The following is a 24,308-nucleotide window of genomic DNA, read 5'->3' as shown; positions in this document are numbered from 1 at the left end:
AAGCTGCAAGAAAGCAGAACCCTTGAGCATGATATGGCAATGGCAATAACGAATAAAGAGTTCGTGGTTTATTATCAGCCTATTGTCGATTCTTTCAGCAGGGAAATTTATAGCTATGAAGCCCTTATTCGTTGGATTCATCCTCTCAAGGGGCTGCTGTCGCCGGATAGCTTTATTCCTGTTGCTGAAAAAACAGGAATGATTAATGAGATGGGGAAATCGGTGCTTGAAATGGCCTGCAGGGAAGCGGCTTCCTGGGCGGTTCCGGCTAAAATTTCAGTCAATGTCTCGCCTGTCCAGCTAAGCAGTAAAGCCTTTGCCGGAATAGTGCTGTCCATTCTGAAAGAAACAGGACTTCCGGCTGAGCGTCTTGAACTGGAAGTGACGGAATCTTCTCTCTTTACTGAGAGTAATACGCCGATGAATACGCTTAACAAGCTCAGAGCCCTGGGCGTGAAAATCTCCATCGATGATTTTGGTACGGGATATTCTTCTCTTTCGCGACTGAGTCGGCTTGCCTTTGATAAAATCAAAATAGACAAATCCTTTGTGCATTCGATATCTACGCAGGAAGACGCCCTTAATATCATCAAACTCATCACTGGCATGGCGAAATCCCTCAATATGAAGGCGGTTGCCGAAGGTGTTGAAACGCAGGAACAACTGGAAAGTCTTCAGGCACTGGGCTGCGATTTCGCACAAGGATATCTATTTGGTAAACCTCAGCCAGGTATCGATGGGAAAATCAGAAACGGTTAAATCGCGAACGTTCCTGCTGGCAGATAACGACGACACACTGCGCAGTGAAATCAGAGGGGGGAGGGGAAATGTGATCCATCTCACCTCCCGGCAACCAAAATTTCCTGCGACGCCACGCCGTCCTCAATCTGCTTCGCCACCTTTTGTAAGGCCGGAAGGTGCTTTTCCGCGGCCTGTTCGATGGTCATCGCACTGGCCATATACACCAGGTTCAGGCAGCCTATCACCCGTTGTTCGCTGCGGATCGGCACAGCGATAGAGGCGATTTTCTCCTCCTGATCCCAGCCGCGATAGTTTTGGCCAAAACCGTCTTTGCGTGCACGGGCCAGGATGACATCAAGCTTAAGCGGCTCGCGCGCCAGCTGAAATTCTTCTCCCGGTCGCGCTGCCAGTATTTCGATCAGCTCCTGACGTTCATTCTCTGGGCAAAACGCCAACCAGGTCAGGCCAGAGGCGGTTTTCAGCAGCGGTAAACGACGCCCGACCATCGCCCGGTGAAACGACAGGCGGCTGAAGCGGTGGGTGGTTTCACGCACTACCATGGCATCGACGTCCAGCGTGGAAACGTCGGTCGGCCAGATGACCTCGCGCAGTAAATCCCCCAGCAGCGGGGCGGCGAGCGCAGAAATCCACTGTTCGTCACGAAATCCTTCGCTCAGCTGGCGAACTTTGATGGTTAAGCGAAAGCTGTCATCTGACAGGCTGCGCCGGACGTAGCCCTCATCCTGCAACGTTTCCAGCAGCCGTCTGACCGTGGTGCGGTGCAGGCCGCTCAGTTCTGCCAGCAGGCCAACGCTGGCCCCGCCGTCGAGCCGGTTTAACATATTTAATAACATTAACCCGCGTGTTAATCCGCGCACGGTTTTGTATTCAGTACTCTCATCGTTTTTCATATTCGCTGACAATTCTACAGATAAAACAACGTAGTGCACTTAGTGCACATCCAGGCATGTTTTGATTGTAGCGCAAAAACCCCCTCCTATACTGACCGCACAATAAAAAAGCATTCACATATTTTTAACAAAGCAAGATGCGCCTCACCAGGGGCTGCCATAGTGTTTTGTCCGAGTAGTGAGGTTCTGAAATGACAACGATAAACCCGGATATCCAACCCGCAGTGCAACACACCGTGCAGGTGGCGATTGCCGGAGCCGGTCCGGTGGGGCTGATGATGGCGAATTACCTCGGTCAGATGGGCATTGAGGTGCTGGTGGTGGAGAAGCTTGATGCGCTGATCGACTATCCCCGTGCCATCGGTATCGACGATGAAGCGCTGCGTACCATGCAGTCCGTCGGTCTGGTCGAAAATGTTTTGCCACATACTACGCCGTGGCATGCGATGCGCTTTCTCACCCCCAAAGGCCGTTGCTTTGCTGATATCCAGCCGATGACCGACGAGTTTGGCTGGTCGCGCCGTAATGCGTTTATTCAGCCGCAGGTGGACGCGGTGATGCTCAAAGGGTTGTCGCGTTTTCCCAGCGTGCGCTGCCTGTTCTCTCGCGAGCTGGAGGCGTTCAGTCAGAAGGATGGCGAAGTGACGCTGAACCTGAAGGCGCCGGACGGCCAGCGTGAAACGGTGCAGGCCCAGTGGCTGGTGGCCTGCGACGGTGGCGGCAGCGTCGTCAGGCGCTCGCTGAATGTGCCATTTGAAGGTAAAACCGCGCCGAATCAGTGGATTGTGGTGGATATTGCCAACGATCCACTCAGTACCCCACACGTGTATCTGTGCTGCGATCCGGTGCGTCCGTATGTCTCCGCTGCGCTGCCGCACGCGGTGCGCCGCTTTGAATTTATGGTGATGCCGGGGGAAACCGAAGCGCAGCTTAGCGAGCCGCAGAATATGCGCCAGTTGCTGAGCAAAGTGCTGCCGAATCCGGACAACGTCGAGCTGATCCGCCAGCGCGTGTATACCCATAACGCTCGACTGGCCGAACGTTTTCGTATTGACCGCGTGCTGCTGGCGGGCGATGCCGCGCACATTATGCCGGTCTGGCAGGGACAGGGGTACAACAGCGGCATGCGCGATGCCTTCAACCTGGCGTGGAAACTGGCGCTGGTCATCGAGGGCAAAGCTGGTGATGCGCTGCTGGACACCTACCAGCAGGAACGCCGCGATCACGCCAAAGCCATGATTGACTTGTCGGTGACGGCGGGCAACGTGCTGGCACCGCCAAAACGCTGGCACGGTGCGGTGCGCGACGGCGTTTCCTGGCTGCTGAACTATATTCCGCCGGTCAAACGCTACTTCCTCGAAATGCGCTTCAAGCCGATGCCGCAATATCACACCGGGGCGCTGGTGCGCGAAGGCGACGTGAAAATCTCTCCGGTCGGCAAGATGTTTATTCAGCCAAAGGTGACGCTGGAAACGGGCGATGTGACGCTGCTCGATAACGTCATCGGGCCGAATTTTGCAGTGATTGGCTGGGGCTGTAATCCACTGTGGGGCATGAGCGAAGCGCAAATCCAGCAGTGGCAGGCGCTTGGCACGCGGTTTATTCAGGTGGTGCCGGACACGCAGATACATACCTCACAGGATAACCACGACGGGGTTATCCGCATTGGTGATACGCAAAATCGCCTGCGCGCGTGGTTTGCCCTGCATAACGCCGCGCTGGTGGTGATGCGCCCGGATCGCTTCGTCGCCGCGGTTGCCATTCCACAAACCCTGGGCAGCACTCTGAATAAACTGGCGTCGGTAATGACGCTCACCCGCGCTCATGACGCGGTTCCCGTCGAAAAGGTCGCCTGATATGCACGCTTATCTTCACTGTCTTTCCCACTCACCGCTGGTGGGCTATGTCGACCCGGCGCAGGCCGTGCTCGACGAGGTCAACGGCGTGATCGCCAGCGCCAGCGCGCGCATTGCGGCATTCGATCCCGAACTGGTGGTGCTGTTTGCCCCCGATCACTACAACGGCTTTTTCTACGATGTGATGCCGCCGTTTTGCTTAGGTATTGGCGCCACGGCGATCGGTGATTTTGGCAGCGCGGCGGGGGAACTGCCGGTGCCGGCGGATCTCGCTGAAGCCTGCGCCCACGCGGTGATGAAAAGCGGCATCGATCTTGCCGTGTCCTACAACATGCAGGTCGATCACGGCTTTGCCCAGCCGCTGGAGTTTTTGCTCGGCGGGCTGGATAAGGTCCCGGTATTGCCGGTGTTTATTAACGGTGTCGCTACGCCGCTTCCGGGATTCCAGCGCACCCGTCTACTGGGTGAGGCGATTGGTCGGTTCACCAGTTCGTTAAATAAACGCGTGCTGTTTATAGGCTCCGGTGGTCTGTCGCACCAGCCACCAGTGCCCGAACTGGCGAAGGCAGATGCCCACATGCGCGACCGTCTGCTGGGCAGCGGTAAACAGTTGCCAGAAAACGAACGTCAGCTACGCCAGCAGCGGGTGATCAGCGCCGCCGAAAAGTTTGTTGAAGATCAGAACACGCTGCACCCGCTCAATCCTGTCTGGGATAACCGTTTTATGACTCTGCTTGAGCAGGGGCGTCTGGCGGAACTGGACGGCGTCAGTAACGAAGAGCTGTCCGCGATGGCGGGCACATCAACGCACGAAGTGAAAACCTGGGTTGCCGCCTTCGCCGCTATTTCTGCCTTTGGTCACTGGCGCAGCGAAGGCCGTTACTACCGCCCGATCCCGGAGTGGATCGCCGGATTTGGCTCGCTGAGCGCCGCCACACAGAACTGAAATAGAACTGAAACTGAACTGAACATGCAGGAGAACATCATGACTTACCAACCGCAAACCGAAGCCGCCAGCAGCCGTTTTCTTGAGGTGCAGGAAGCTGGCGAAACCCTACGCGTACATGTCAATGACTGTGGGCAGGGCGAAGAGACCGTTGTGCTGCTGCACGGATCCGGCCCGGGCGCGACGGGCTGGGCTAACTTCAGCCGCAATATCGATCCGCTGGTCGAGGCCGGTTACCGGGTGATCCTGCTGGATTGTCCGGGTTGGGGGAAAAGCGACGGGATCGTCAATCGCGGGTCGCGATCCGATCTTAACGCCCGCATCCTGAAAAGTGTCGTCGATCAGTTGGATATTCAGCAAGTCCACTTGCTGGGCAACTCGATGGGCGGCCACAGTGCAGTGGCGTTCACCCTGAGCTGGCCGGAGCGCGTGGGTAAGCTGGTGCTGATGGGCGGCGGGACGGGCGGCATGAGCCTGTTTACCCCGATGCCGACCGAAGGCATCAAGCGCCTGAACCAGCTGTATCGCGAGCCGACCATCGAGAATCTGAAGCTGATGATGGACATCTTTGTCTTCGACACCAGTGACCTGACCGACGCGCTGTTTGAGGCTCGACTCAGCAATATGCTGTCGCGTCGCGATCACCTGGAAAATTTTGTCCAGAGCCTGGAAGCCAACCCGAAACAGTTCCCGGATTTCAGCCCGCGTCTGGCGGAGATCAAAGCCCAGACTCTGATTGTCTGGGGCCGTAACGACCGCTTTGTGCCGATGGATGCCGGGCTGCGCTTGCTCGCCGGAATTGCGGGTTCAGAGCTGCACATTTACCGCGACTGCGGGCACTGGGCGCAGTGGGAACATGCGGATGCCTTTAATCAGCTGGTGCTGAACTTCCTCGCGCGACCTTAAGGAACGGAAATGACGAATCGTAATCTTGAACAGTTAGCTGCTGATTTACGCCAGGCACAGGAGCAGGGCGTCGCGATTGCCCCGCTGCGCGAATTGATTGGTGTGGACAACGCCGAGGCGGCCTACGCCATTCAGCACATCAACGTGCAGCATGACGTGGTGCAGGGGCGTCGCGTGGTTGGGCGCAAGGTGGGGCTGACGCACCCGAAAGTCCAGCAGCAGCTGGGCGTCGATCAGCCTGACTTCGGCACGCTGTTTGCCGACATGTGTTACGGCGATAACGACACCATCCCGTTTGAGCGCGTGCTGCAACCGCGGATTGAAGCGGAGATTGCGCTGGTGCTGAACCGCGATCTGCCCAATACCGACACCACTTTTGACGAGCTTTACAACGCCATCGAGTGGGTGCTGCCCGCACTGGAAGTGGTTGGCAGCCGTATCCGTGACTGGTCGATCAAGTTTGTTGATACCGTGGCGGATAACGCCTCCTGCGGCGTGTACGTGGTCGGCGGCCCGGCGCAGCGCCCGGCGGGGTTAGATCTGAAAAACTGCGCGATGAAAATGACGCGCAACAACGAAGAGGTCTCCAGCGGGCGCGGCAGCGAATGCCTGGGACATCCGATCAACGCCGCCGTCTGGCTGGCGCGCAAAATGGCCAGCCTCGGCGAGCCGTTGCGTGCCGGAGATATCATTCTCACCGGAGCGTTAGGCCCGATGGTGGCGGTGAATGCGGGCGATCGGTTTGAGGCCCATATCGAGGGTATTGGTTCAGTTGCCGCCACGTTCTCTGCGGCGGTTACAAAAGGAAGTCAGTCATGAGTAAGCGTAAAGTCGCCATTATCGGCTCCGGCAATATCGGCACCGATTTGATGATTAAAATTCTGCGTCACGGCAAGCAGCTTGAGATGGCGGTGATGGTCGGTATTGACCCGGAGTCCGACGGTCTGGCGCGCGCCCGGCGTATGGGCGTCGCCACCACCCATGAAGGCGTCACGGGGCTGATGACAATGCCGGAGTTCGCTGATATCGACATTGTGTTTGATGCCACCAGCGCGGGTGCGCACGTGAAAAACGACGCCGCGTTGCGCGCGGTTAAGCCGGGGATCCGCCTGATCGACCTGACGCCGGCGGCGATCGGCCCGTACTGCGTGCCGGTAGTGAACCTCGATGCCAACGTTGATCGGCAGAACGTCAATATGGTGACCTGCGGCGGCCAGGCAACTATCCCTATGGTGGCGGCGGTGTCCCGCGTAGCGCGGGTGTATTACGCCGAGATTATCGCCTCTATTGCCAGTAAGTCTGCGGGGCCGGGCACGCGCGCCAATATTGATGAATTTACTGAAACCACCTCGAAGGCGATTGAAGTGGTCGGTGGTGCCGAGAAAGGTAAAGCGATCATTGTGCTCAATCCGGCGGAGCCGCCGCTGATGATGCGCGACACGGTGTACGTGCTGAGCGAAGAGGCTTCTCAGGCGGAAATTGAGGCGTCGATTAATCAGATGGCAGCGGCGGTACACGCGTACGTGCCGGGCTATCGCCTGAAGCAGCGCGTGCAGTTTGAGGTCATCCCACAGGATAAACCGGTGAATCTGCCGGGTATTGGCCAGTTCTCCGGCCTGAAAACCGCGGTGTATCTGGAAGTGGAAGGTGCAGCGCACTACCTGCCAGCCTATGCGGGCAACCTCGATATTATGACCTCCAGCGCACTGGCGACCGCTGAAAAGATGGCACAGTCACTCGCGCGCCAGGCAGGAGAATCAGTATGAACGGTAAAAAACTCTATATCTCTGACGTGACCTTGCGTGACGGCATGCACGCCATTCGTCATCAATATTCGTTGGAAAACATCCGCCAGATTGCTAAAGCGCTGGACGATGCGCGCGTCGATTCCATTGAAGTGGCGCACGGCGACGGGTTACAGGGCTCCAGTTTTAACTACGGCTTTGGCGCGCACAGCGATCTGGAATGGATTGAAGCGGCAGCGGACGTGGTGAAGTATGCCAAAATCGCCACGCTGTTGCTGCCGGGTATCGGCACGATTCATGACCTGAAAAACGCGTACCAGGCCGGTGCGCGGGTGGTGCGTGTGGCGACTCACTGCACCGAAGCTGACGTGTCGGCCCAGCATATTCAGTATGCGCGCGAGCTGGGCATGGATACCGTCGGCTTTCTGATGATGAGCCACATGACCACGCCGGAGAAACTGGCGCAGCAGGCAAAGCTGATGGAAAACTACGGCGCGACCTGTATCTATGTGGTCGATTCCGGCGGGGCGATGAACATGACGGACATCCGCGATCGCTTCCGCGCTCTGAAAGCGGTGCTGAAGCCGGAAACAGAAACCGGGATGCATGCCCACCACAACCTGAGCCTCGGTGTGGCGAACTCCCTGGCCGCGGTGGAAGAGGGTTGTGACCGTATTGATGCCAGCCTGGCGGGCATGGGCGCAGGGGCGGGCAACGCGCCGCTGGAAGTGTTTATCGCCGCTGCGGATAAGCTCGGCTGGCAGCACGGCACCGACATTTACGCGCTGATGGATGCCGCCGATGATTTAGTCCGCCCGCTGCAGGACCGCCCGGTGCGGGTGGATCGTGAAACGCTGGCGCTGGGTTATGCCGGGGTCTATTCCAGCTTCCTGCGCCATTGCGAAGTGGCGGCGGCGCGCTATGGCCTGAGCGCGGTGGATATTCTGGTTGAACTGGGCAAACGCCGAATGGTGGGCGGCCAGGAAGATATGATCGTCGACGTGGCGCTGGATCTGCGCAACAGCAAATAAGAATAATGACGCGGCTGGCAACGTATCAGCCGCGCTTCACCTGCATCGTGACCTCAGAGGTACACCTCATGACTACCCGTACCCCCGCATCCTCCTCCCGTCTGACGCTGACCGTCGGGTTGTGTTTTTTAGTCGCCCTGATGGAAGGGCTGGATTTACAGGCCGCCGGTATCGCTGCCGTCGGTATCGCCCAGGCCTTTGCGTTAGATAAAATGCAGATGGGCTGGATCTTCAGCGCCGGTATTCTGGGATTACTGCCCGGCGCGCTGGTGGGCGGCATGCTGGCCGACCGCTATGGGCGCAAGCGTATTCTTATTGGCTCCGTGGCTCTGTTTGGCTTGTTTTCACTGGCGACGGCGATTTCCTGGGATTTCTCATCGCTGGTGTTTGCCCGCCTGATGACCGGCATTGGGCTGGGAGCGGCGTTGCCGAACCTGATTGCGTTGACCTCCGAAGCCGCAGGCCCGCGTTTTCGTGGCACCGCGGTGAGCCTGATGTACTGCGGGGTGCCGATTGGCGCAGCGCTGGCGGCGGCGCTGGGCTTTAGCGGTGTGGCCTCCGCCTGGCAAACGGTGTTTTGGGTTGGCGGGGTGATCCCGCTGTTGCTGGTGCCGTTGCTGATGCGTTGGCTACCGGAATCTCAAGTGTATGCCCAGCAAACGCAGGCGGCCGCCGCGCCGTTGCGTGCGCTGTTTGCCCCCGCCACAGCAACCGCCACGTTGCTGCTGTGGCTGTGTTATTTCTTCACCCTGTTGGTGGTGTATATGCTGATCAACTGGCTGCCGATGCTGCTGGTTGAACAGGGCTTTCGCCCCTCACAGGCGGCGGGCGTGATGTTTGCCCTGCAAATCGGCGCGGCCAGCGGGACGTTAATCCTCGGCGCGTTGATGGATAAACTGCGACCGGTGGTGATGTCGCTACTGATTTACACCGGGATGCTGGCTTCACTGCTGGCGCTCGGTACGGTGTCGTCATTGAGCGGTATGCTGGTGGCCGGATTTGTCGCAGGCATGTTTGCCACCGGCGGCCAAAGCGTGCTGTATGCGCTGGCTCCGTTGTTTTACAGCACCCCCATCCGCGCCACCGGCGTAGGCACCGCGGTGGCCGTTGGACGACTCGGGGCGATGAGTGGTCCGCTGTTGGCGGGGAAAATGCTGGCGTTGGGCACCGGAACGGTCGGCGTGATGGCGGCCTCCGCGCCGGGTATTTTGCTGGCCGGGTTGGCGGTGTTTGTGCTGATGAGCCGCAAATCACAGATACAGGTTCAAGCCAACGGCTCCTGACCGTGCGCTCATCCAGACGTATGAGAAGCGACACGCGGTTCCAACTTTCGGGGGAACGTCATTGGGCGCCCTCGTTGCCAGAGTTGAATAAACCCTGACAGCGGAGGCGTTATGGCCTGGCGTCCTTTTTTATATCTTATTGTTAATCCTTGTCCTGTATTGAGCGCCCGGCGCGGGCATCTGCGTCTGATACGGCGTTGAGGGGGGAGTAATTGCGTGTGGGCGCGAATTCTTGTGCGCAGGGCTGTGTTATGGTTGCCGTTCACGTCCGTAGAAACAGGAGCCACACTATGTCGCAGCATAATCCGTTACGTAGCACTCTTGAGAAACAGGATTTCCTGTTGCTGGATGGTGCGATGGCGACGGAGTTGGAAGCGCGCGGCTGTAACCTGGCCGATAGCCTGTGGTCAGCGAAAGTGCTGGTCGACAATCCGGAACTTATCCGCGAAGTCCACCTCGACTATTTCCGCGCCGGAGCGCAGGTGGCGATCACCGCCAGCTATCAGGCCACGCCGGCAGGTTTTGCCGCCCGTGGTCTGGATGAGGCGCAGTCGAAGGCGCTGATTGGCAAAAGCGTGGAGCTGGCGCGTAAAGCGCGTGAGGCGTATCTGGCGGAAAACCCGCAGGCGGGTACATTGCTGGTGGCCGGGGCTGTGGGACCGTACGGCGCGTATCTGGCGGATGGCTCGGAATACCGTGGCGATTATGTGCGCAGCAAAGACGAGTTTCAGGCGTTTCACCGACCGCGCGTTGAAGCGCTGCTTGACGCCGGAGCTGACCTGTTAGCCTGCGAAACGCTACCGAATTTTACTGAGATTAAGGCGCTGGCTGAACTGCTGGCGGAATACCCGCGCGCGCGGGCGTGGTTCTCGTTTACCCTGCGTGACAGCGAACACCTGAGCGACGGCACGCCGCTGCGCGAAGTGGTGGCGTTACTGGCAAACTACCCGCAAGTGCTGGCGATCGGTATCAACTGCATTGCACTGGAAAACACCACCGCGGCGTTGCAGCATTTACACGGCTTAACGGCGCTGCCGCTGGTGGTCTATCCCAACTCCGGCGAGCATTACAATGCGCAGAGCAAAACCTGGCACACTCACGGTGAAGCGTGTAAAACGCTGGCGGATTATTTACCCCAGTGGCGTGCGGTGGGCGCCCGGTTGATTGGCGGGTGCTGTCGCACGACGCCGAAGGATATTGCTGAACTGAACGCGCTGCGCTGAGAATAATGCCGGGCGGCGGCTCCGCCTTACCCGGCCTACAAATTGCACAAACCGTAGGCCGGGTAAGCGTAAGCGCCACCCGGCATCAATCACCCAGCATCCGCTAACACAAACATCCCGTACGGGTGGATTTCGAGGTAATACTGCTCGCCAGCGTTTGGCTGTAAGCGCGTGGCGTTGACCTGCAATAGAATCTCCTGCCCGTGCCACTCTACCGTGACCTCATACTGCGGTCCCATATAGGCGACGTGCTGGATCACACAGCGCTGGCTCTCCTCGCCGCGATCGCTGAGCGTAATCGCCTCCGGACGCACGCCAACCGTACCTTCTCCCTGGCTGGCGAAATGCAGCGGCCTTGGCAGGCGATAACCGTAAATATCGACAAACGCCTCGCTGAACGCGGCCGGGAACAGGTTGGCATCGCCCATAAAGCTCGCCATAAAGCGCGAGGCGGGCTGACGGTACAGATCCTGCGGTGAACCGATCTGCATGATGTGTCCCTTGTTCATCACCAGAACGGTGTCGGACACCGCGAAGGCTTCGCTCTGATCGTGGGTCACGTACAGCGAGGTAATATCAAACTGCTTTTGCAGTTCGCGGATCTTGTCACGCATGCTGCGCCGCAGGTTGGCGTCGAGGTTACTCAGCGGTTCATCAAATAACAGCACCTTTGGTTTGAGGATCAGCGCCCGGGCCAGCGCTACGCGCTGCTGCTGCCCGCCGGAGATCTGATCGACATAGCGGTCTTCGAATCCTTCCAGATCCACCATCGCCAGCGCCTCTTTCACCCGCGCTTTCAGTTCACTGCGCGATACGCCGAGCATCTTCAGGCCATAGCCGACGTTTTCGCCCAGCGACATATGCGGGAACAGGGCGTAAGACTGAAACACCATGCAGATATCGCGCTGCTGGATGGAACGATGGGTAACGTCTTCGCCATCAATATAAATCTGCCCTTCGCTCGGTTTTTCCAGCCCGGCAACCAGGCGCAAAATGGTGGTTTTGCCGCAGCCGGAAGGGCCGAGCAGCGTCACCATTTGCCCTTGCGGGATGGTGAGATTGATGTTGTCGATAACCGTGTTGCTGCCAAAACGTTTGGTGACGTTGCGCAGTTCAACGAAATTTTTCTGAGTCATAGTGCGCTCCATTACGCCGGGTTTTTGGCTTTTGAACGGGAGGTACGTGATTCACCGATCAGCCAGTCAAAGATGAAAATAATTGCCAGCATCACCACGATTAGGATCGAGCCGTAGGCAATGGCCACGCCGTATTCACCGTCTTCCACGCGGTTCAGAATGTAGGCCGTTGCGACGCGGGTATCTGGCGTGACGAGGAATACAATGGCGCTGACGGTAGTAATGGCGCGCACGAAGCTGTAGATCAGCGCCGAGAGGATCGCCGGGCGTAGCAGCGGCAGCAGGATGTGCGTGATGGTCCGTAGCGAACCGGCGCGCAGGCTGAGCGAGGCTTCGTCCAGCGATTTATCGATTTGCCCTAAGCCCGCAATACCCGCGCGAATGCCGACCGGCACGTTACGCATCACCATGGAGATAATGACGATGGCCGCCGTCCCGGTGAGGTACACCGGGGCGCTGTTAAAGGCCAGAATATACGAGACACCCGCCACGGTGCCGGGAACGGCAAAGCACAGCATGGTGGTGAACTCGATGGTTTTTTTGCCTTTGAACTGCTGGCGCACCACAATCCAGGCGATCAGTAGCCCGAAGATGGCGGTGATCGGCGCGGCGATCCCAGCGTACAGCAGGGTGTCGAGTAGCGAAGGCCACGCGCCGTCGCTCATCCCCTGACCAAACAGCTTGGTAAAGTTCGCCAGCGTCAGGGTGTAGTCCACGCCCCAGTTAACGGTGAAGCTGCCGTAGAAAATACTGCCATACAGCAGGGCGTTAAAGGCGATCCATACCGCCAGCAGGGCAACCACGCTCCACACCAGCGTTACCGGCAGCGGCTGCACGTCGCCACGGTACGATTTACCGGAAACGGTGACGTACGAGCGTTTGCCAATCCACATGTACTGCACGCAGAACACCAGCAGGGAGAACAGCAGCAGGAACGCGCCGAGCGTGCTGGCGGCCTGGTAATCGAGCTGTGAACCGGTGATGTAGAAGTAGATTTGTGTCGCCAGCACGTCAAAGTTACCGCCGAGCACCAGCGGGTTACTGAAGTCAGCCAGCGACTGCACAATGACAATCAAAAAGGCGTTTGCCAGCGCCGGTTTTAGCAGCGGGATAAACACGCCGTTAAAGGTCTGCCAGCGGCTGGCACGCAGGGTGTACGACGCTTCTTCCAGCGACGGATGAATGGTCTTGATCGCCCCGTCGAGGATCATAAACGCCATTGGAGTGAAGGCTAGTACCTGCGCCAGCCAGATGCCGGTAAACCCGTACAGCCAGTTGGTGTTGGTTAAGCCAAACCAGTCCACCATTAATTCGGTAATGTAACCGGAACGCCCCATCATTAGGGTGACACCAAGGCCGACGACAAACGGCGGTGTTACGATCGGCAGGATCGAGAAGATACGGCCAATAATGGCGCTGCGTCTGGCGATACGGGTGGTGTAAATCGCCAGCACCAGACCGAAGAAAGTACAGCCGACGCCGACGGCGATCGACAGCATAATGGAGTTGAGGATCACCTGAATGATATGTGCCTGCGACAGCACATTCATAAACGCCAGCGGGGCAAACTCCCCGGCGTCGTTGGTGAACATGGGAATGAAAATCGCGATGCTCGGCCAGACGATAAAAATCCCGATCAGCGCGACAATGGCGGTGAGCGATCCGATAACGAAACGGTCGCCGCCCAGCCATTCGAGGCGGGTGAGCGCCAGCGTCATAATCGCGCCCAGCGCGACAAACAGTACGATGGTGGCATAGCCTAAGCCGCGTCCTTCAAGGGTGGCGCTGGCGACGATAAAGGCCATACAGAACAGCGACCAGCTCGCGTCGAGAGTGTGGCGGCTGCGCTGCTCGCGTTTGGCTTCCTGGAACGGACGCACCAGCAGCAGGCTTGGTAGCAGATACCACAACCAGCTAATGTTGAAATGCGACCAGCTGTAGGCGGCGAGTATTTCCTCGCGCGTGGACTCCAGCAGTCCATAGTCCAGGCCCCAGCTTGGCAGCAGGGCAAACGCCAGCCAGCCGAGTAAAACCCAAAGGAAGATCGCATCCCGTTTTTTCACGGGATGGAGTGCAAGTGTCTGTGACATAGCGGTTCCGGTGTTCAATCCTGATGTAGGCCGGATAAGCTTGTGCGCCATCCGGCATTCAGGGTGACGATCATTGCCGGATGCGGCGTTGCCTTATCCGGCCTACGTAACCTTATCCGAAGAAGGTCATCATGTTTTATTTACCCATCTTCACTTCGCTAACCCACTTATTGATCAACGCTTTACGAACATCGGTAGAACCATATTTATCCATGTCGTAATTGATAAGCTTCAGGTCGTCGAGCTTCAGGGAGTTCGGTGAGGTCTCGGCGGTGGTGTTGGTCAGGATCTGATAGGATTTGCCTTTTTTCCATGCCAGTTCCTGGGCATCTTTTGACAGTACCCAGTCAACGAACAGTTTGGCGTTGTCGAGGTTACGCGCGCCTTTCAGGATGCTGACGCCGCCAATTTCATAGCCGGTGCCTTCGCACGGTGAGATGAGTTCCAGCGGGGCGCCTTGTTCTTTTTCCAGCGAGTAGTCGTGCAGGAAGCCAATGCCGATCGCCGTTTCACCACGGGCGGCGTTACGTGCCGGGGCAATACCAGACTTGGTGTACTGGGAAACGTTGGCATTGAGTTGCTTCAGGTAATCAAAGGCCTGATCTTCCCCCCACAGCTGGGCGAAGGTTGCCAGCGCGGTGTAGGCAGTACCGGAGCTTTGTGGGTCAGCAATCTGAATTTCGCCTTTGTATTCCGGCTTAGTCAGATCCTTCCAGCATTTTGGCACCGGTAGGTTTTTCTCTTTCAGGCGCTGGGTATTAACGCCAAAGCCCAGAATACCGACGTAAACGGCGGAGGAGAGGTTACCTTTCACTTTTGCCGGATCGCGGAAGTTCTCCATGATTTGCGTGAGGTTCGGTGATTTATACGGCTGCAGCAGGCCCATCTCACCGGCCTGAGACTGCGGGTCCAGCGTACCGCCGTACCAGACATCCGCCTGCGGGTTTTTCTTCTCGGCATCCACTTTCGCCAGCGTACTGCCGGATCCGTTACGAATAAATGAGGTCTTCACATCATATTTTTCACCGAAGGCTTTGGTTTCGGTTTCGCACATTTCGTTGGTGGCGCTGCAGTAGACCACCAGACGACCTTCTGCCTGGGCAACGCTGCTTAACGCCGCCAGCGCGAGGGTGGAAGTAATCAGGGTAGAGGTAAGCGTCAGTTTCATTGTTTTATCCTTTGACTGAGAGAAGGGGTAATGCCCGCAATAAGCAGCGGCATCAGCAATAAACCCATAACGACAGCGGCAACCGAGAGCAAACTGAACATTCCCGACCAGCCATAACGTTCAATGACCAGTGACAGCGGCCAACCCGCCAGCGCGGCCCCGAGATAGGCAAACAGCCCGAGAAAACCGGTGATCGAACCTGCGGCTGCTTTGTGTCCGCATTCGACGGCGGCCAGTCCAATCAACATCTGTGGGCCAAAAACAAAGAAGCCCACGCTAAAGAAACAGGCCGCCAGCAGCGCATAGTGGTGAATCGGAGCTAGCCAAAGGGCGGCGACAGAGACCATCAGCCCGAGCGTGAACAGCAAGATCATCGGCGCGCGCTGACCGCTGAACAGCACATCTGATCCCCATCCGGCAAACAGCGCACCGAGCAAGCCGCCGACTTCAAACAGCATCACCGTGGCGTTGGCGCTGAGCAGATTCACGCCGTGGCTTTCGGTCAGCCAGATGTTGCCCCAGTCGTTAAGCGCGATGCGGATCACATAGACCAGCACATATGACACGCCCAGCAGCCAGATCATCGGATTCTTCAGCATGGTGGTGCGTAACATTTGCCACAGCCCCATCGGTGGGCTTTGCTGCTGCTGGCGCAGTTCCAGCGGATCCTGTCGCCATTCTCCAACCGTCGGTAATCCCTCTTCCTGGGGCGTGCCTTTTAGTTGCAGGGTGAGCCAGATCCCTAATGCCATGCTGATTATCCCTGGTGTCAGCATCGCTGCCTGCCAACCCCACCAGTGGGCGGCGAAGGCGCTAATCAGCGGAATGATGGCTCCGCCGATGTTGATCGACATATTCCAGCAGCCCCACCAGAAACCGCGTTCGTTACGCGAATACCAATGAGTCAGTAGTCGGGCGCAGGGGGGCCAGCCCCAGCCCTGGAAAAACCCGTTGAGCGTCCACACCACCAGCAGCAGCGTCAGTGATTCGCCAAAGGCGAACACCACGTTTAAGACGCCGGTGGCAAACAGGCCGATGCCCATAAACGCCCGCTGCCCGTGGCTGTCATGCCATAATCCGGCGGTGAACTTTGACAGGCCGTAGGTCAGATAAAACAGCGAACCCAGCAGGCCAATATCACTTTTATCCAGCCCCAGATCCGTTTGCAGCGCCGGGAGCACGTAGTTGACGCTTTTGCGCGTCAGGTAGAACGCGGCGTAGCCAATGACCATGCACATCAGTAGCCGGGGACGTAGCGCCCGGTAGCGTTGATCTGTTTCGCGTGATGCGCGTGCGTGCATGGCAGTCTCCATTTGTGCTGACTATAGGAAAGTGAAAGCAAAAGGGGATGAGAGAAAGTCCAGAGTGACTAAGACTTTTTCCTGGTTAATGATGGGTTTGTTGCAAATTTGTGGGCAGGTTAACAATTACCCGCGTACCGTTGTGCGACTCAAGCGTTAGCTCGCCACCCAATGCGCTTACCCGTTCACGCATTCCCTGAATACCGAAACCGGGGATTTTTTCTGGCAGAATGCCCACGCCGTTGTCCTCAACGTGCAGAACCAGGCTGCGCTCCTGCTGGCGGAGCGCAATCGACACCTCGCTGGCGTCGGCATGTTTACAAACGTTATTGAGTAACTCCTGCAACAGGCGGTACAGCGTAAAACGGACCGTTTCATTGTCTGGCGTATTTTCCAGCCGATAGTCAAACCGGCAACGGATGCCCCGCTCGGCAAAGGCAAACTCATTCACCAGATGATGGAGCGCGTCTTGAAAGGACAGCTCGTCGAGCGCGGGAGGACGCAGCTGGCGCAGCAACTGGCGGGTGGAGTGATGAATGCGCCGGGCAAGGTCGTTGATCTGATTCGCTGCGTCCAGCGTTTGCTGTGGATCTTGCGCTCGCTTGACCAGCTGAGAGTGAATTTGAATGGCGGTAATGTTCTGCCCAATTTCGTCGTGCAGCTCCCGCGCCAGACTCTTGCGCGTATTTTCTTCGCTACGGATCAACTGCTCAGTTAATGCTCGTCGCGCTGCCAGCTCGGCTTCCAGACGCTGGCGATAGTGGTGCAGGTTCTGCGCCAGATGCTGCTGGCGGCTGATAGCGATACCCAGGCCAATACCCAACAACGCCTGGGTAGCGAGAAAAATTTCCAGTTCAAGCAGATTACTGAATCCGACGCCGACCTGACGGGCGATGGTGATCATCATGCTGCCAAGCAACCCGGATAATACGCCGCCCTGCCATCCAAACTTCCACGCCATCACCACATTGGGTAGAAACACCACAATCAGCAGCAGGCGCTCAATGTCCGGTGACCGCACCATCTGTGTGCCAATACCGATAATAAAAAACAGGCTGCACCAGATGATAAGTGAGGTGCGCAGCGGCGGATTGCTGGTATCCAGGCCTAGCAGATGATAGCGATGCTGCTGGCGCAGAAATTCGTAAATCAAATAAACAAATGGCGTCAATAGCACGCCGCCGGTAAACGACGCCAGGCCAATTAACATCGCCGGGCTTTCGATAAAGGGCGACAGTAGGACGGTATTGAGCAATGCGGTGACGGTGACGGCGGCCAGTAACAGCGTTAAACGCTGCCAGTAAAGCGGGAAGCGGTGCCAGTAAGACTGGCCGATACTGGCCGGGATCAGGCTAATTAACGGTGCGACCAGCAGAATATAACCATTTAATAATTGTTCGCTGTGGAGCCAGAACAGCATCAGCACCGGTGGCAACACCAGCGCGGGCCAGTAGCGGCGTGACAGCAGGATCAATAGCGCGAGATAGACGCCGTGCGGCAGAAATAGCGCCGCCTGCTGGCCGTTTTGGGTCAGGTAAAATCCCAGCGTCCACAGCATCAGCCAGCCTGAACCCCAGGCCAGCAGGATAAACAGGGAGATTACCCAATGGCGAGTCGAACGTGACATCAGTGCCCCGTCAGCAACTGGTGGTCGAGCGCAAAATGCACCAGGTCAATGGTGCTGTGGCATTGCAGTTTACCCAGCACGTTGGCGCGGTGGACGTGGACCGTTTTGTGGCTGAGGTCGAGCTTGAAGGCGATCTCTTTCACGCTGTCGCCTTTGACCAGCAGATCAAACACTTCGCGCTCGCGCGGGGTGAGGACTTCCAGCACCTGGGCGGGCTGTTCGCCACCGCGTAGCGCCCGCAATGCGTCGGCGCACAGGTAATGCCCACCCATGCCCACCGAACGTACCGCCTGCACCAGTTCCTCTGGCCCGCAGCGTTTGGTCAGATAGCCGCTCGCACCGGCATCCAGCGCGCTTTGCACAAACGTCGGCGCGTCATAGATGCTGAGAATAATGGCGCGAAAGCCTGGTTTTTGCGCCCGCAGCCGTTTTAACAGGCTCAGACCATTTTCATCCGGCATAGCGATGTCCATCACCGCCACGCTGACGTCATCGCGCAATAACGCGGGCCAGGCCTCTGCTGCGCTGCTGTATTGACCGATGACGTTAAGGTCATCTTCAAGACTGAGTAATTGCGCAAAGCCGGAACGTACCACCACATGGTCATCCACCAGCACAACATGGATCATTTTCTTGCTCTCTTGTCCGACAATGGCGTCTATGATGCCTGCCCGCATTACGCTGGCAATCACCGGGATGCTGTTATGTAACGAATGTAACAAAATCGCAATAATTTGCCGGGTGTTGTAGGCCGGATAAGGCGCTTACGCCGCCATCCGGCAACAGTGCCTGATGGCGCTGCGCTTATCAGGCCTACGAATTCCATCTGTCATGAGCGAAATAGCTAACTATTGCCGCTTTTTTTCTAAAAACGCTTTGTTCTTAGCCAGAATTTTTAATTCCTTTATCAAAGTGTGCAGCAACGAAATACTGCCCCACATAACAAGACAGGGGAGCAGACAATCATGGCTATATCATCGCGTAATACACTTCTTGCCGTACTGGCAGTGGTTGCATTTCAGGCGCAGGCGGTGAACGTCACCGTCGCGTATCAGACCTCCGCTGAACCGGCCAAAGTGGCGCAGGCGGACAACACATTTGCTAAAGCGAGCGGGGCCACCGTTGACTGGCGTAAGTTCGACAGCGGGGCGAGCATCGTCCGGGCGCTGGCGTCTGGCGACGTACAGATTGGCAATCTTGGCTCCAGCCCGCTGGCGGTTGCGGCCAGCCAGCAGGTACCGATTGAGGTGTTCCTGCTGGCGTCCAAACTCGGTAACTCCGAGGCGCTGGTGGTGAAGAAGAGCATCAACAAACCTGAGGATTTGATCGGTAAACGTATTGCCGTGCCGTTTATTTCCACCACCCATTACAGCCTGCTGGCCGCGTTAAAACACTGGGGCATCAAGCCCGGTCAGGTGGAGATTGTGAACCTGCAGCCGCCAGCGATTATTGCCGCCTGGCAGCGCGGGGATATTGACGGCGCCTACGTCTGGGCACCGGCGGTGAACGCGCTGGAAAAAGACGGCAAGGTGTTAACCGACTCGGAAAAAGTGGGTGAGTGGGGCGCGCCGACGCTGGACGTGTGGGTGGTGCGTAAAGATTTTGCCGAGCAGCATCCTGAGGTGGTGAAAGCCTTTGCCAAAAGCGCGATTGATGCCCAGCAGCCCTATATTACTAATCCTGATGAATGGCTGAAGCAGCCGGACAACATCAGCAAGTTGTCGCGCTTAAGCGGCGTGCCGGAAGCGGATATTCCGGGACTGGTAAAAGGTAACACCTACCTGACACCGCAGCAGCAAACCGCCGAGCTGACCGGACCGGTGAATAAAGCGATTATCGACACCGTGCAGTTCCTCAAAGAGCAAGGCAAAGTGCCCGCAGTGGCGACGGATTACAGTCAGTACGTTACCGATCGCTTCGTGCAATAAGGGGGCGCTGATGCTGCAAATCTCTCATCTTGCCGCCAGCTATGACGGAAAGCCGGTGCTGGACGATATCAATCTGACGCTCGACGGCGGTGAACTGCTGGTGGTGCTCGGGCCTTCCGGCTGCGGCAAAACCACGCTGCTGAATTTGATTGCCGGGTTCGTGCCGTATCAGCATGGCAGCATTACGCTGTCAGGTAAGAAGGTAGACGGTCCGGGCGCGGAACGCGGGGTGGTATTCCAGAACGAAGGTCTGCTGCCCTGGCGTAACGTGCAGGATAACGTCGGATTTGGCCTGCAGCTGGCCGGTGTAGAGAAGTCACAGCGTCAACGTATCGCGCAGGATATGCTGAAGAAGGTTGGGCTGGAGGGGGCGGAAAAGCGCTTTATCTGGCAGCTTTCCGGCGGTCAGCGTCAGCGCGTTGGCATTGCCCGGGCGCTGGCGGCAAATCCACAACTGTTGCTGTTGGACGAACCCTTTGGCGCGCTGGATGCCTTTACCCGCGAGCAGATGCAAACCCTGCTGTTGACGCTGTGGCAGGAGACCGGCAAACAGGTGCTGCTGATTACCCACGATATCGAAGAGGCGGTGTTTATGGCGACCGAACTGGTGCTGCTGTCTTCGGGACCGGGCAGGGTGCTGGAACGCTTACCGCTAGATTTCGCCCGCCGCTTTGTAGCCGGGGAGCCGAGTCGCAGCATTAAATCCGATCCGCAGTTTATTGCCATGCGTGAATACGTGCTAGGCCGCGTTTTCGCGCAACGGGAGGCGTTCTCATGAGCGTGGTGATCAACGACAAACCCCGCCCGCGTGCGTTGCGCTGGCGCTGGCCACTTTCACGTCAGATGACGTTAAGCGTTGGCACATTGGGCGTGCTTCTGGTGGTGTGGTGGGCGGTAGCGGCACTGCAATTCATCAGCCCGCTGTTTTTACCGCCGCCGGGGCAGGTACTGCAAAAACTTATCGTCATTGCCGGACCGCAGGGCTTTATGGATGCCACGCTGTGGCAGCATCTGGCCGCCAGCCTGACACGTATCGTCATTGCCCTGCTGGCCGCGGTGCTGCTCGGCGTGCCGGTGGGGATTGCCATGGGGCTGAGTCCGACGGTGCGCGGGATCGTCGATCCTATTATTGAACTGTATCGTCCGGTGCCGCCGCTGGCCTATTTGCCGTTGATGGTTATCTGGTTTGGTATCGGCGAAACCTCGAAGATCCTGCTGATCTATCTGGCGATTTTTGCTCCTGTGGCGATGTCTGCGCTGGCGGGCGTAAAAAGCGCCCAGCAGGTGCGGGTTCGGGCCGCGCAGTCGCTGGGGGCCAGCCGCACACAGGTATTGTGGTTTGTGATTTTACCCGGTGCCTTGCCGGAAATTCTTACCGGACTGCGCATCGGACTGGGCGTGGGTTGGTCGACATTAGTGGCAGCGGAGCTGATTGCCGCAACGCGCGGGCTGGGGTTTATGGTGCAGTCAGCGGGTGAGTTTCTGGCAACCGATGTGGTGCTGGCGGGAATTATGGTGATTGCCGTGATCGCCTTTATTTTAGAATTGGGTTTGCGTGCGCTTCAGCGCCGTCTGATGCCCTGGCATGGAGAAGTACAATGAGTGAACGTCTGAGTATTATCCCGCTGGGACCCTATATAGGTGCGCAGGTCACCGGGGCGGATTTGACGCGACCGCTGAGCGATAACCAGTTTGAACAGTTGTACCACGCGGTATTGCGTCATCAGGTGGTGTTCCTGCGCGAGCAGGCGATCACGCCACAGCAGCAGCGGGCGCTGGCGTTGCGTTTTGGCGACCTGCATATTCATCCGGTCTACCCACATGCGCAGGGCGTTGAGGAAATCATCGTCCTCGATACCCACAACGACAATCCGCCGGATAACGACAACTGGCACACCGATGTGACCTTTATTGAGACACCACCAGCCGGGGCGATTCTGGCGGCAAAAGAGCTGCCATCAACAGGTGGCGATACGCTGTGGACTAGTGGCATTGCTGCTTTTGAAGCGCTTTCAGAACCTTTCCGCCAGCTACTGAGCGGCCTGCGGGCCGAACATGATTTCCGTAAATCGTTTCAGGAGTTCAAATACCGTAATACCGAAGAAGAGCATCAGCGTTGGCTGGAGGCAGTGGCAAAGCATCCGCCGTTGCTGCATCCGGTAGTGCGAACGCATCCGGTGAGCGGCAAACAGGCGCTGTTTGTGAATGAAGGGTTCACGACACGGATTGTCGATGTGACGGAAAAAGAGAGTGAAGCGTTGCTCGGATTCCTGTTTGCGCACATCACCAAACCGGAGTTTCAGGTACGCTGGCGCTGGCAGCCTGACGATGTGGCGATTTGGGATAACCGCGTGACGCAGCATTATGCTAATGCGGACTACCTGCCGCAGCGGCGCATTATGCACCGGGCGACGATTCTCGGAGACAAGCCTTACTATCGTGCGAGCTAACTTGCCCGATGGCGCTTTACCCACCGGGCCCCGGCGTGCAGGCCGGACAGGGCGAAGCCGCCATCCGGCAACACCGCGTCATTAACGCAGAATTTTTTTCTCAGCCAGATCGAGGGCAAAGTAGCTGAAGATCAGATCCGCGCCTGCGCGTTTGATCGAGCCTAAACTTTCCAGCACCACTTTCTCTTCATCTATTGCCCCTGCCAGGGCCGCGAATTTGATCATCGCGTATTCGCCGCTGACCTGGTAGGCGCCAATCGGCAGTTCGGTGCGTTCGCGAATATCACGCAGGATATCCAGGTACGCACCGGCCGGTTTCACCATCAGGCAGTCTGCACCCTGGGCTTCGTCCAGCAGTGATTCGCGAATGGCTTCACGACGGTTCATCGGGTTCATCTGATAGGTTTTACGATCGCCCTTCAGCGCTGTGCCAGCTGCTTCGCGGAATGGACCGTAAAACGAAGAGGCGAACTTGGTGGAGTAGGACATGATCGCGGTATCGGTGAAGCCCGCGGCGTCCAGCGCCTGACGGATTGCCTGCACCTGACCGTCCATGGCGGCGGATGGCGCGATAAAGTCGGCACCCGCGGCGGCGGCAACCACCGCCTGTTTGCCGAGGTTAGCGAGGGTTAAATCGTTATCCACGCCGTGCTCACATAACACGCCGCAGTGACCGTGCGAGGTATATTCGCAGAAGCAGGTATCGGACATGACGATCATTTCCGGTACGGTCTGCTTACAGATGCGCGACATGCGCGCCACCAGTCCGTCTTCTTTCCAGGCATCGCTGCCGGTGTCATCAGTATGGTGGGAAATACCAAAGGTCATCACTGAGCGGATACCGGCGTTGGCAATGCGCTCGATTTCGCGTGCCAGATGTTTCTCTGGAATGCGCATCACACCGGGCATGGCCTCGATGGCTTTGTAATCGTCGAGTTCTTCTTCAACAAAGATCGGCAACACCAGGTCATTTAAGCTGAGTGTTGTCTCTTCAAACATAGCGCGCAGCGCAGGGGATTTGCGCAGGCGGCGAGGGCGTTGGATTAGGTCTGTCATGGTATGCCTGATGTTTGTGGAATCGAAGGCCGTAGTATACCTCAACCTGTGTGTGGGTGTTTTACGAAAGTTGGCCTTATGCGAGTGAGATTCTGTGCTGATTTATCCCTCTTAAATATATGCAATTTATACCCGTCATACTTCAAGTTGCTTATGTGTTGGCTACGTTCGCTCACCCCAGTCACATAGTTATCTATGCTCCTGGGGACTCACTCCCTTGCCGCCTTTAAGCAACTCGAATTATTTAGGGTATATATTTTTGTGATGTTTATTATTTTAGTTATAGATTGGTTTTTATGTGGGTTTAGTTTTTTTTAATTCTCAATTAAGTTCTAGCGGTTTTAATGGTATTTATTGTCTGCGTTTTTCTTTCTTTTTAAATGATAGATTAAGTATATGGGTTTGGTGATTGCATTATTTTTAACATAATGAAATTAAACATTTTTTATGTTTTTAATAGGGGTATTTACTGATCTTGTTTATTGTCCGCTTCCGGACTTAAGGGAAAGAATAATTGAACCTTTCATCTATGACGCCGCATAATCATTCCCGCGAAACATAAAATGTTTTCTATGCATTGATAATTGATGGATCAACTATATTACGTCCCTGAGGAGGGATGACAAATGCACACTTGGAAAAAGAAACTCGTAGTCTCACAATTAGCATTAGCCTGCACATTGGCAATCACTTCTCAGGCGAATGCTTCAACTGATATCTCTGGAACTACCTATACCACGTTCAATCATTACAATGATGCTTCCTACAGCGATGGCGTTTACTATGATGGATATGTTGGCTGGAATAACTACGACACGGATAGTATTTATAACGGTGATATTTATCCGGTAATTAATAACGCCACTGTCAACGGCGTGATTTCAACTTATTACCTGGATGATGGACTCTC

General features: G+C 56.8%; 21 protein-coding genes and 1 pseudogene. 14 read left to right on the top strand and 8 right to left on the bottom strand.

Features of this window, described 5'->3' with window-relative positions; all coding sequences use genetic code 11:
- Window positions 1-759, top strand: a 759-nt coding sequence (locus IMQ48_RS15175) for a bifunctional diguanylate cyclase/phosphodiesterase (RefSeq protein ID WP_196209701.1), incomplete at its 5' end; no start/stop codon positions are given.
- Between the two features lie 80 nt (window positions 760-839).
- Here IMQ48_RS15175 and IMQ48_RS15170 read toward each other — a convergent pair.
- Window positions 840-1,652 (bottom strand): DNA-binding transcriptional regulator, encoded by an 813-nt coding sequence (locus IMQ48_RS15170; protein WP_196209700.1) that lies wholly within the window; start codon window positions 1,650-1,652, stop codon window positions 840-842.
- A 191-nt stretch (window positions 1,653-1,843) separates the two neighbouring features.
- Here IMQ48_RS15170 and IMQ48_RS15165 point away from each other — a divergent pair, with 191 nt between their 5' ends.
- The 8 genes from IMQ48_RS15165 to mmuM all read left to right on the top strand — a co-directional run bounded on the left by IMQ48_RS15165 (window position 1,844) and on the right by mmuM (window position 10,642).
- On the top strand, window positions 1,844-3,508 hold the full coding sequence (locus tag IMQ48_RS15165) for a bifunctional 3-(3-hydroxy-phenyl)propionate/3-hydroxycinnamic acid hydroxylase (protein WP_196209699.1): 1,665 nt from the start codon (window positions 1,844-1,846) through the stop codon (window positions 3,506-3,508).
- A 1-nt stretch (window position 3,509) separates the two neighbouring features.
- Complete coding sequence (gene mhpB / locus IMQ48_RS15160; protein WP_196209698.1) at window positions 3,510-4,454, top strand: 2,3-dihydroxyphenylpropionate/2,3-dihydroxicinnamic acid 1,2-dioxygenase; 945 nt, start codon at window positions 3,510-3,512, stop codon at window positions 4,452-4,454.
- 39 nt (window positions 4,455-4,493) lie between these two features.
- Entirely contained in the window at window positions 4,494-5,360 is an 867-nt protein-coding gene (mhpC, locus tag IMQ48_RS15155) for a 2-hydroxy-6-oxonona-2,4-dienedioate hydrolase (RefSeq protein WP_196209697.1), read from the top strand.
- Window positions 5,361-5,369: 9 nt separating this feature from the next.
- Window positions 5,370-6,179, top strand: coding sequence for a 2-keto-4-pentenoate hydratase (gene mhpD / locus IMQ48_RS15150; RefSeq protein WP_196209696.1), 810 nt, complete (start codon window positions 5,370-5,372; stop codon window positions 6,177-6,179).
- On the top strand, window positions 6,176-7,126 hold the full coding sequence (gene mhpF, locus IMQ48_RS15145) for an acetaldehyde dehydrogenase (protein ID WP_196209695.1): 951 nt from the start codon (window positions 6,176-6,178) through the stop codon (window positions 7,124-7,126). Before mhpD ends, mhpF begins: the two co-directional genes overlap by 4 nt.
- Window positions 7,123-8,136, top strand: coding sequence for a 4-hydroxy-2-oxovalerate aldolase (gene mhpE, locus IMQ48_RS15140; protein ID WP_196209694.1), 1,014 nt, complete (start codon window positions 7,123-7,125; stop codon window positions 8,134-8,136). The genes mhpF and mhpE overlap by 4 nt, the downstream gene beginning before the upstream one ends.
- Before the next feature lie 68 nt (window positions 8,137-8,204).
- Window positions 8,205-9,419, top strand: coding sequence for a 3-(3-hydroxy-phenyl)propionate transporter MhpT (gene mhpT, locus IMQ48_RS15135; RefSeq protein WP_196209693.1), 1,215 nt, complete (start codon window positions 8,205-8,207; stop codon window positions 9,417-9,419).
- A gap of 290 nt (window positions 9,420-9,709) precedes the next feature.
- Window positions 9,710-10,642, top strand: a complete 933-nt coding sequence (mmuM, locus tag IMQ48_RS15130; RefSeq protein ID WP_196209692.1) for a homocysteine S-methyltransferase — start codon at window positions 9,710-9,712, stop codon at window positions 10,640-10,642.
- A gap of 89 nt (window positions 10,643-10,731) precedes the next feature.
- Here the strand turns inward: mmuM and fbpC are convergent, their stop codons facing one another.
- From fbpC to IMQ48_RS15100, 6 genes are all read right to left on the bottom strand, one after another.
- Entirely contained in the window at window positions 10,732-11,778 is a 1,047-nt protein-coding gene (fbpC, locus tag IMQ48_RS15125) for a ferric ABC transporter ATP-binding protein (protein ID WP_196209691.1), read from the bottom strand.
- 11 nt (window positions 11,779-11,789) lie between these two features.
- On the bottom strand, window positions 11,790-13,868 hold the full coding sequence (locus IMQ48_RS15120) for an iron ABC transporter permease (RefSeq protein WP_196209690.1): 2,079 nt from the start codon (window positions 13,866-13,868) through the stop codon (window positions 11,790-11,792).
- Window positions 13,869-14,004: 136 nt separating this feature from the next.
- Window positions 14,005-15,036 (bottom strand): ABC transporter substrate-binding protein, encoded by a 1,032-nt coding sequence (locus IMQ48_RS15115; protein WP_196209689.1) that lies wholly within the window; start codon window positions 15,034-15,036, stop codon window positions 14,005-14,007.
- Complete coding sequence (uhpC, locus tag IMQ48_RS15110; protein ID WP_196209688.1) at window positions 15,033-16,337, bottom strand: MFS transporter family glucose-6-phosphate receptor UhpC; 1,305 nt, start codon at window positions 16,335-16,337, stop codon at window positions 15,033-15,035. Before uhpC ends, IMQ48_RS15115 begins: the two co-directional genes overlap by 4 nt.
- Before the next feature lie 85 nt (window positions 16,338-16,422).
- On the bottom strand, window positions 16,423-17,964 hold the full coding sequence (locus tag IMQ48_RS15105; RefSeq protein ID WP_196209687.1) for an MASE1 domain-containing protein: 1,542 nt from the start codon (window positions 17,962-17,964) through the stop codon (window positions 16,423-16,425).
- On the bottom strand, window positions 17,964-18,593 hold the full coding sequence (locus IMQ48_RS15100; protein ID WP_196209702.1) for a response regulator transcription factor: 630 nt from the start codon (window positions 18,591-18,593) through the stop codon (window positions 17,964-17,966). Before IMQ48_RS15100 ends, IMQ48_RS15105 begins: the two co-directional genes overlap by 1 nt.
- Before the next feature lie 336 nt (window positions 18,594-18,929).
- Here IMQ48_RS15100 and tauA point away from each other — a divergent pair, with 336 nt between their 5' ends.
- The 4 genes from tauA to tauD are packed head-to-tail and all read left to right on the top strand — an operon-like array spanning window position 18,930 to window position 22,342.
- Complete coding sequence (gene tauA, locus IMQ48_RS15095; protein WP_196209686.1) at window positions 18,930-19,892, top strand: taurine ABC transporter substrate-binding protein; 963 nt, start codon at window positions 18,930-18,932, stop codon at window positions 19,890-19,892.
- A 10-nt stretch (window positions 19,893-19,902) separates the two neighbouring features.
- Entirely contained in the window at window positions 19,903-20,670 is a 768-nt protein-coding gene (gene tauB, locus IMQ48_RS15090; protein ID WP_196209685.1) for a taurine ABC transporter ATP-binding subunit, read from the top strand.
- Window positions 20,667-21,494: a taurine ABC transporter permease TauC gene (tauC, locus tag IMQ48_RS15085; RefSeq protein WP_196209684.1), complete on the top strand. Its 828-nt coding sequence runs from the start codon at window positions 20,667-20,669 to the stop codon at window positions 21,492-21,494. Before tauB ends, tauC begins: the two co-directional genes overlap by 4 nt.
- Window positions 21,491-22,342, top strand: coding sequence for a taurine dioxygenase (gene tauD / locus IMQ48_RS15080; RefSeq protein WP_137400425.1), 852 nt, complete (start codon window positions 21,491-21,493; stop codon window positions 22,340-22,342). The genes tauC and tauD overlap by 4 nt, the downstream gene beginning before the upstream one ends.
- An 81-nt stretch (window positions 22,343-22,423) precedes the next feature.
- On the opposite strand, the gene hemB is transcribed toward tauD, so the two are convergent.
- Window positions 22,424-23,398 carry a porphobilinogen synthase gene (hemB, locus tag IMQ48_RS15075; RefSeq protein ID WP_016151991.1) on the bottom strand — a complete coding sequence of 325 codons (975 nt, stop codon included), beginning with the start codon at window positions 23,396-23,398 and terminating at the stop codon, window positions 22,424-22,426.
- Between the two features lie 626 nt (window positions 23,399-24,024).
- Here hemB and IMQ48_RS15070 point away from each other — a divergent pair.
- Window positions 24,025-24,308: pseudogene (locus IMQ48_RS15070) on the top strand (autotransporter outer membrane beta-barrel domain-containing protein); the annotation flags it as partial.

Source organism: Citrobacter sp. Res13-Sevr-PEB04-36 (assembly GCF_015672735.1).
Taxonomy (GTDB): domain Bacteria; phylum Pseudomonadota; class Gammaproteobacteria; order Enterobacterales; family Enterobacteriaceae; genus Citrobacter.
This window is presented reverse-complemented; position numbering and strand designations above follow the sequence as displayed.

Coding starts and splice junctions, on each gene's coding strand:
- IMQ48_RS15105 (WP_196209687.1), bottom strand. CDS start 17,964: ATGTCACGTTCGACTCGCCATTGGGTAATCTCCCTGTTTATCCTGCTG.
- tauB (WP_196209685.1), top strand. CDS start 19,903: ATGCTGCAAATCTCTCATCTTGCCGCCAGCTATGACGGAAAGCCGGTG.
- tauA (WP_196209686.1), top strand. CDS start 18,930: ATGGCTATATCATCGCGTAATACACTTCTTGCCGTACTGGCAGTGGTT.
- fbpC (WP_196209691.1), bottom strand. CDS start 11,778: ATGACTCAGAAAAATTTCGTTGAACTGCGCAACGTCACCAAACGTTTT.
- IMQ48_RS15120 (WP_196209690.1), bottom strand. CDS start 13,868: ATGTCACAGACACTTGCACTCCATCCCGTGAAAAAACGGGATGCGATC.
- mhpE (WP_196209694.1), top strand. CDS start 7,123: ATGAACGGTAAAAAACTCTATATCTCTGACGTGACCTTGCGTGACGGC.
- tauD (WP_137400425.1), top strand. CDS start 21,491: ATGAGTGAACGTCTGAGTATTATCCCGCTGGGACCCTATATAGGTGCG.
- IMQ48_RS15115 (WP_196209689.1), bottom strand. CDS start 15,036: ATGAAACTGACGCTTACCTCTACCCTGATTACTTCCACCCTCGCGCTG.
- uhpC (WP_196209688.1), bottom strand. CDS start 16,337: ATGCACGCACGCGCATCACGCGAAACAGATCAACGCTACCGGGCGCTA.
- mhpD (WP_196209696.1), top strand. CDS start 5,370: ATGACGAATCGTAATCTTGAACAGTTAGCTGCTGATTTACGCCAGGCA.
- mhpT (WP_196209693.1), top strand. CDS start 8,205: ATGACTACCCGTACCCCCGCATCCTCCTCCCGTCTGACGCTGACCGTC.
- IMQ48_RS15100 (WP_196209702.1), bottom strand. CDS start 18,593: ATGATCCATGTTGTGCTGGTGGATGACCATGTGGTGGTACGTTCCGGC.
- hemB (WP_016151991.1), bottom strand. CDS start 23,398: ATGACAGACCTAATCCAACGCCCTCGCCGCCTGCGCAAATCCCCTGCG.
- mhpF (WP_196209695.1), top strand. CDS start 6,176: ATGAGTAAGCGTAAAGTCGCCATTATCGGCTCCGGCAATATCGGCACC.
- IMQ48_RS15170 (WP_196209700.1), bottom strand. CDS start 1,652: ATGAAAAACGATGAGAGTACTGAATACAAAACCGTGCGCGGATTAACA.
- tauC (WP_196209684.1), top strand. CDS start 20,667: ATGAGCGTGGTGATCAACGACAAACCCCGCCCGCGTGCGTTGCGCTGG.
- mhpB (WP_196209698.1), top strand. CDS start 3,510: ATGCACGCTTATCTTCACTGTCTTTCCCACTCACCGCTGGTGGGCTAT.
- mmuM (WP_196209692.1), top strand. CDS start 9,710: ATGTCGCAGCATAATCCGTTACGTAGCACTCTTGAGAAACAGGATTTC.
- IMQ48_RS15165 (WP_196209699.1), top strand. CDS start 1,844: ATGACAACGATAAACCCGGATATCCAACCCGCAGTGCAACACACCGTG.
- mhpC (WP_196209697.1), top strand. CDS start 4,494: ATGACTTACCAACCGCAAACCGAAGCCGCCAGCAGCCGTTTTCTTGAG.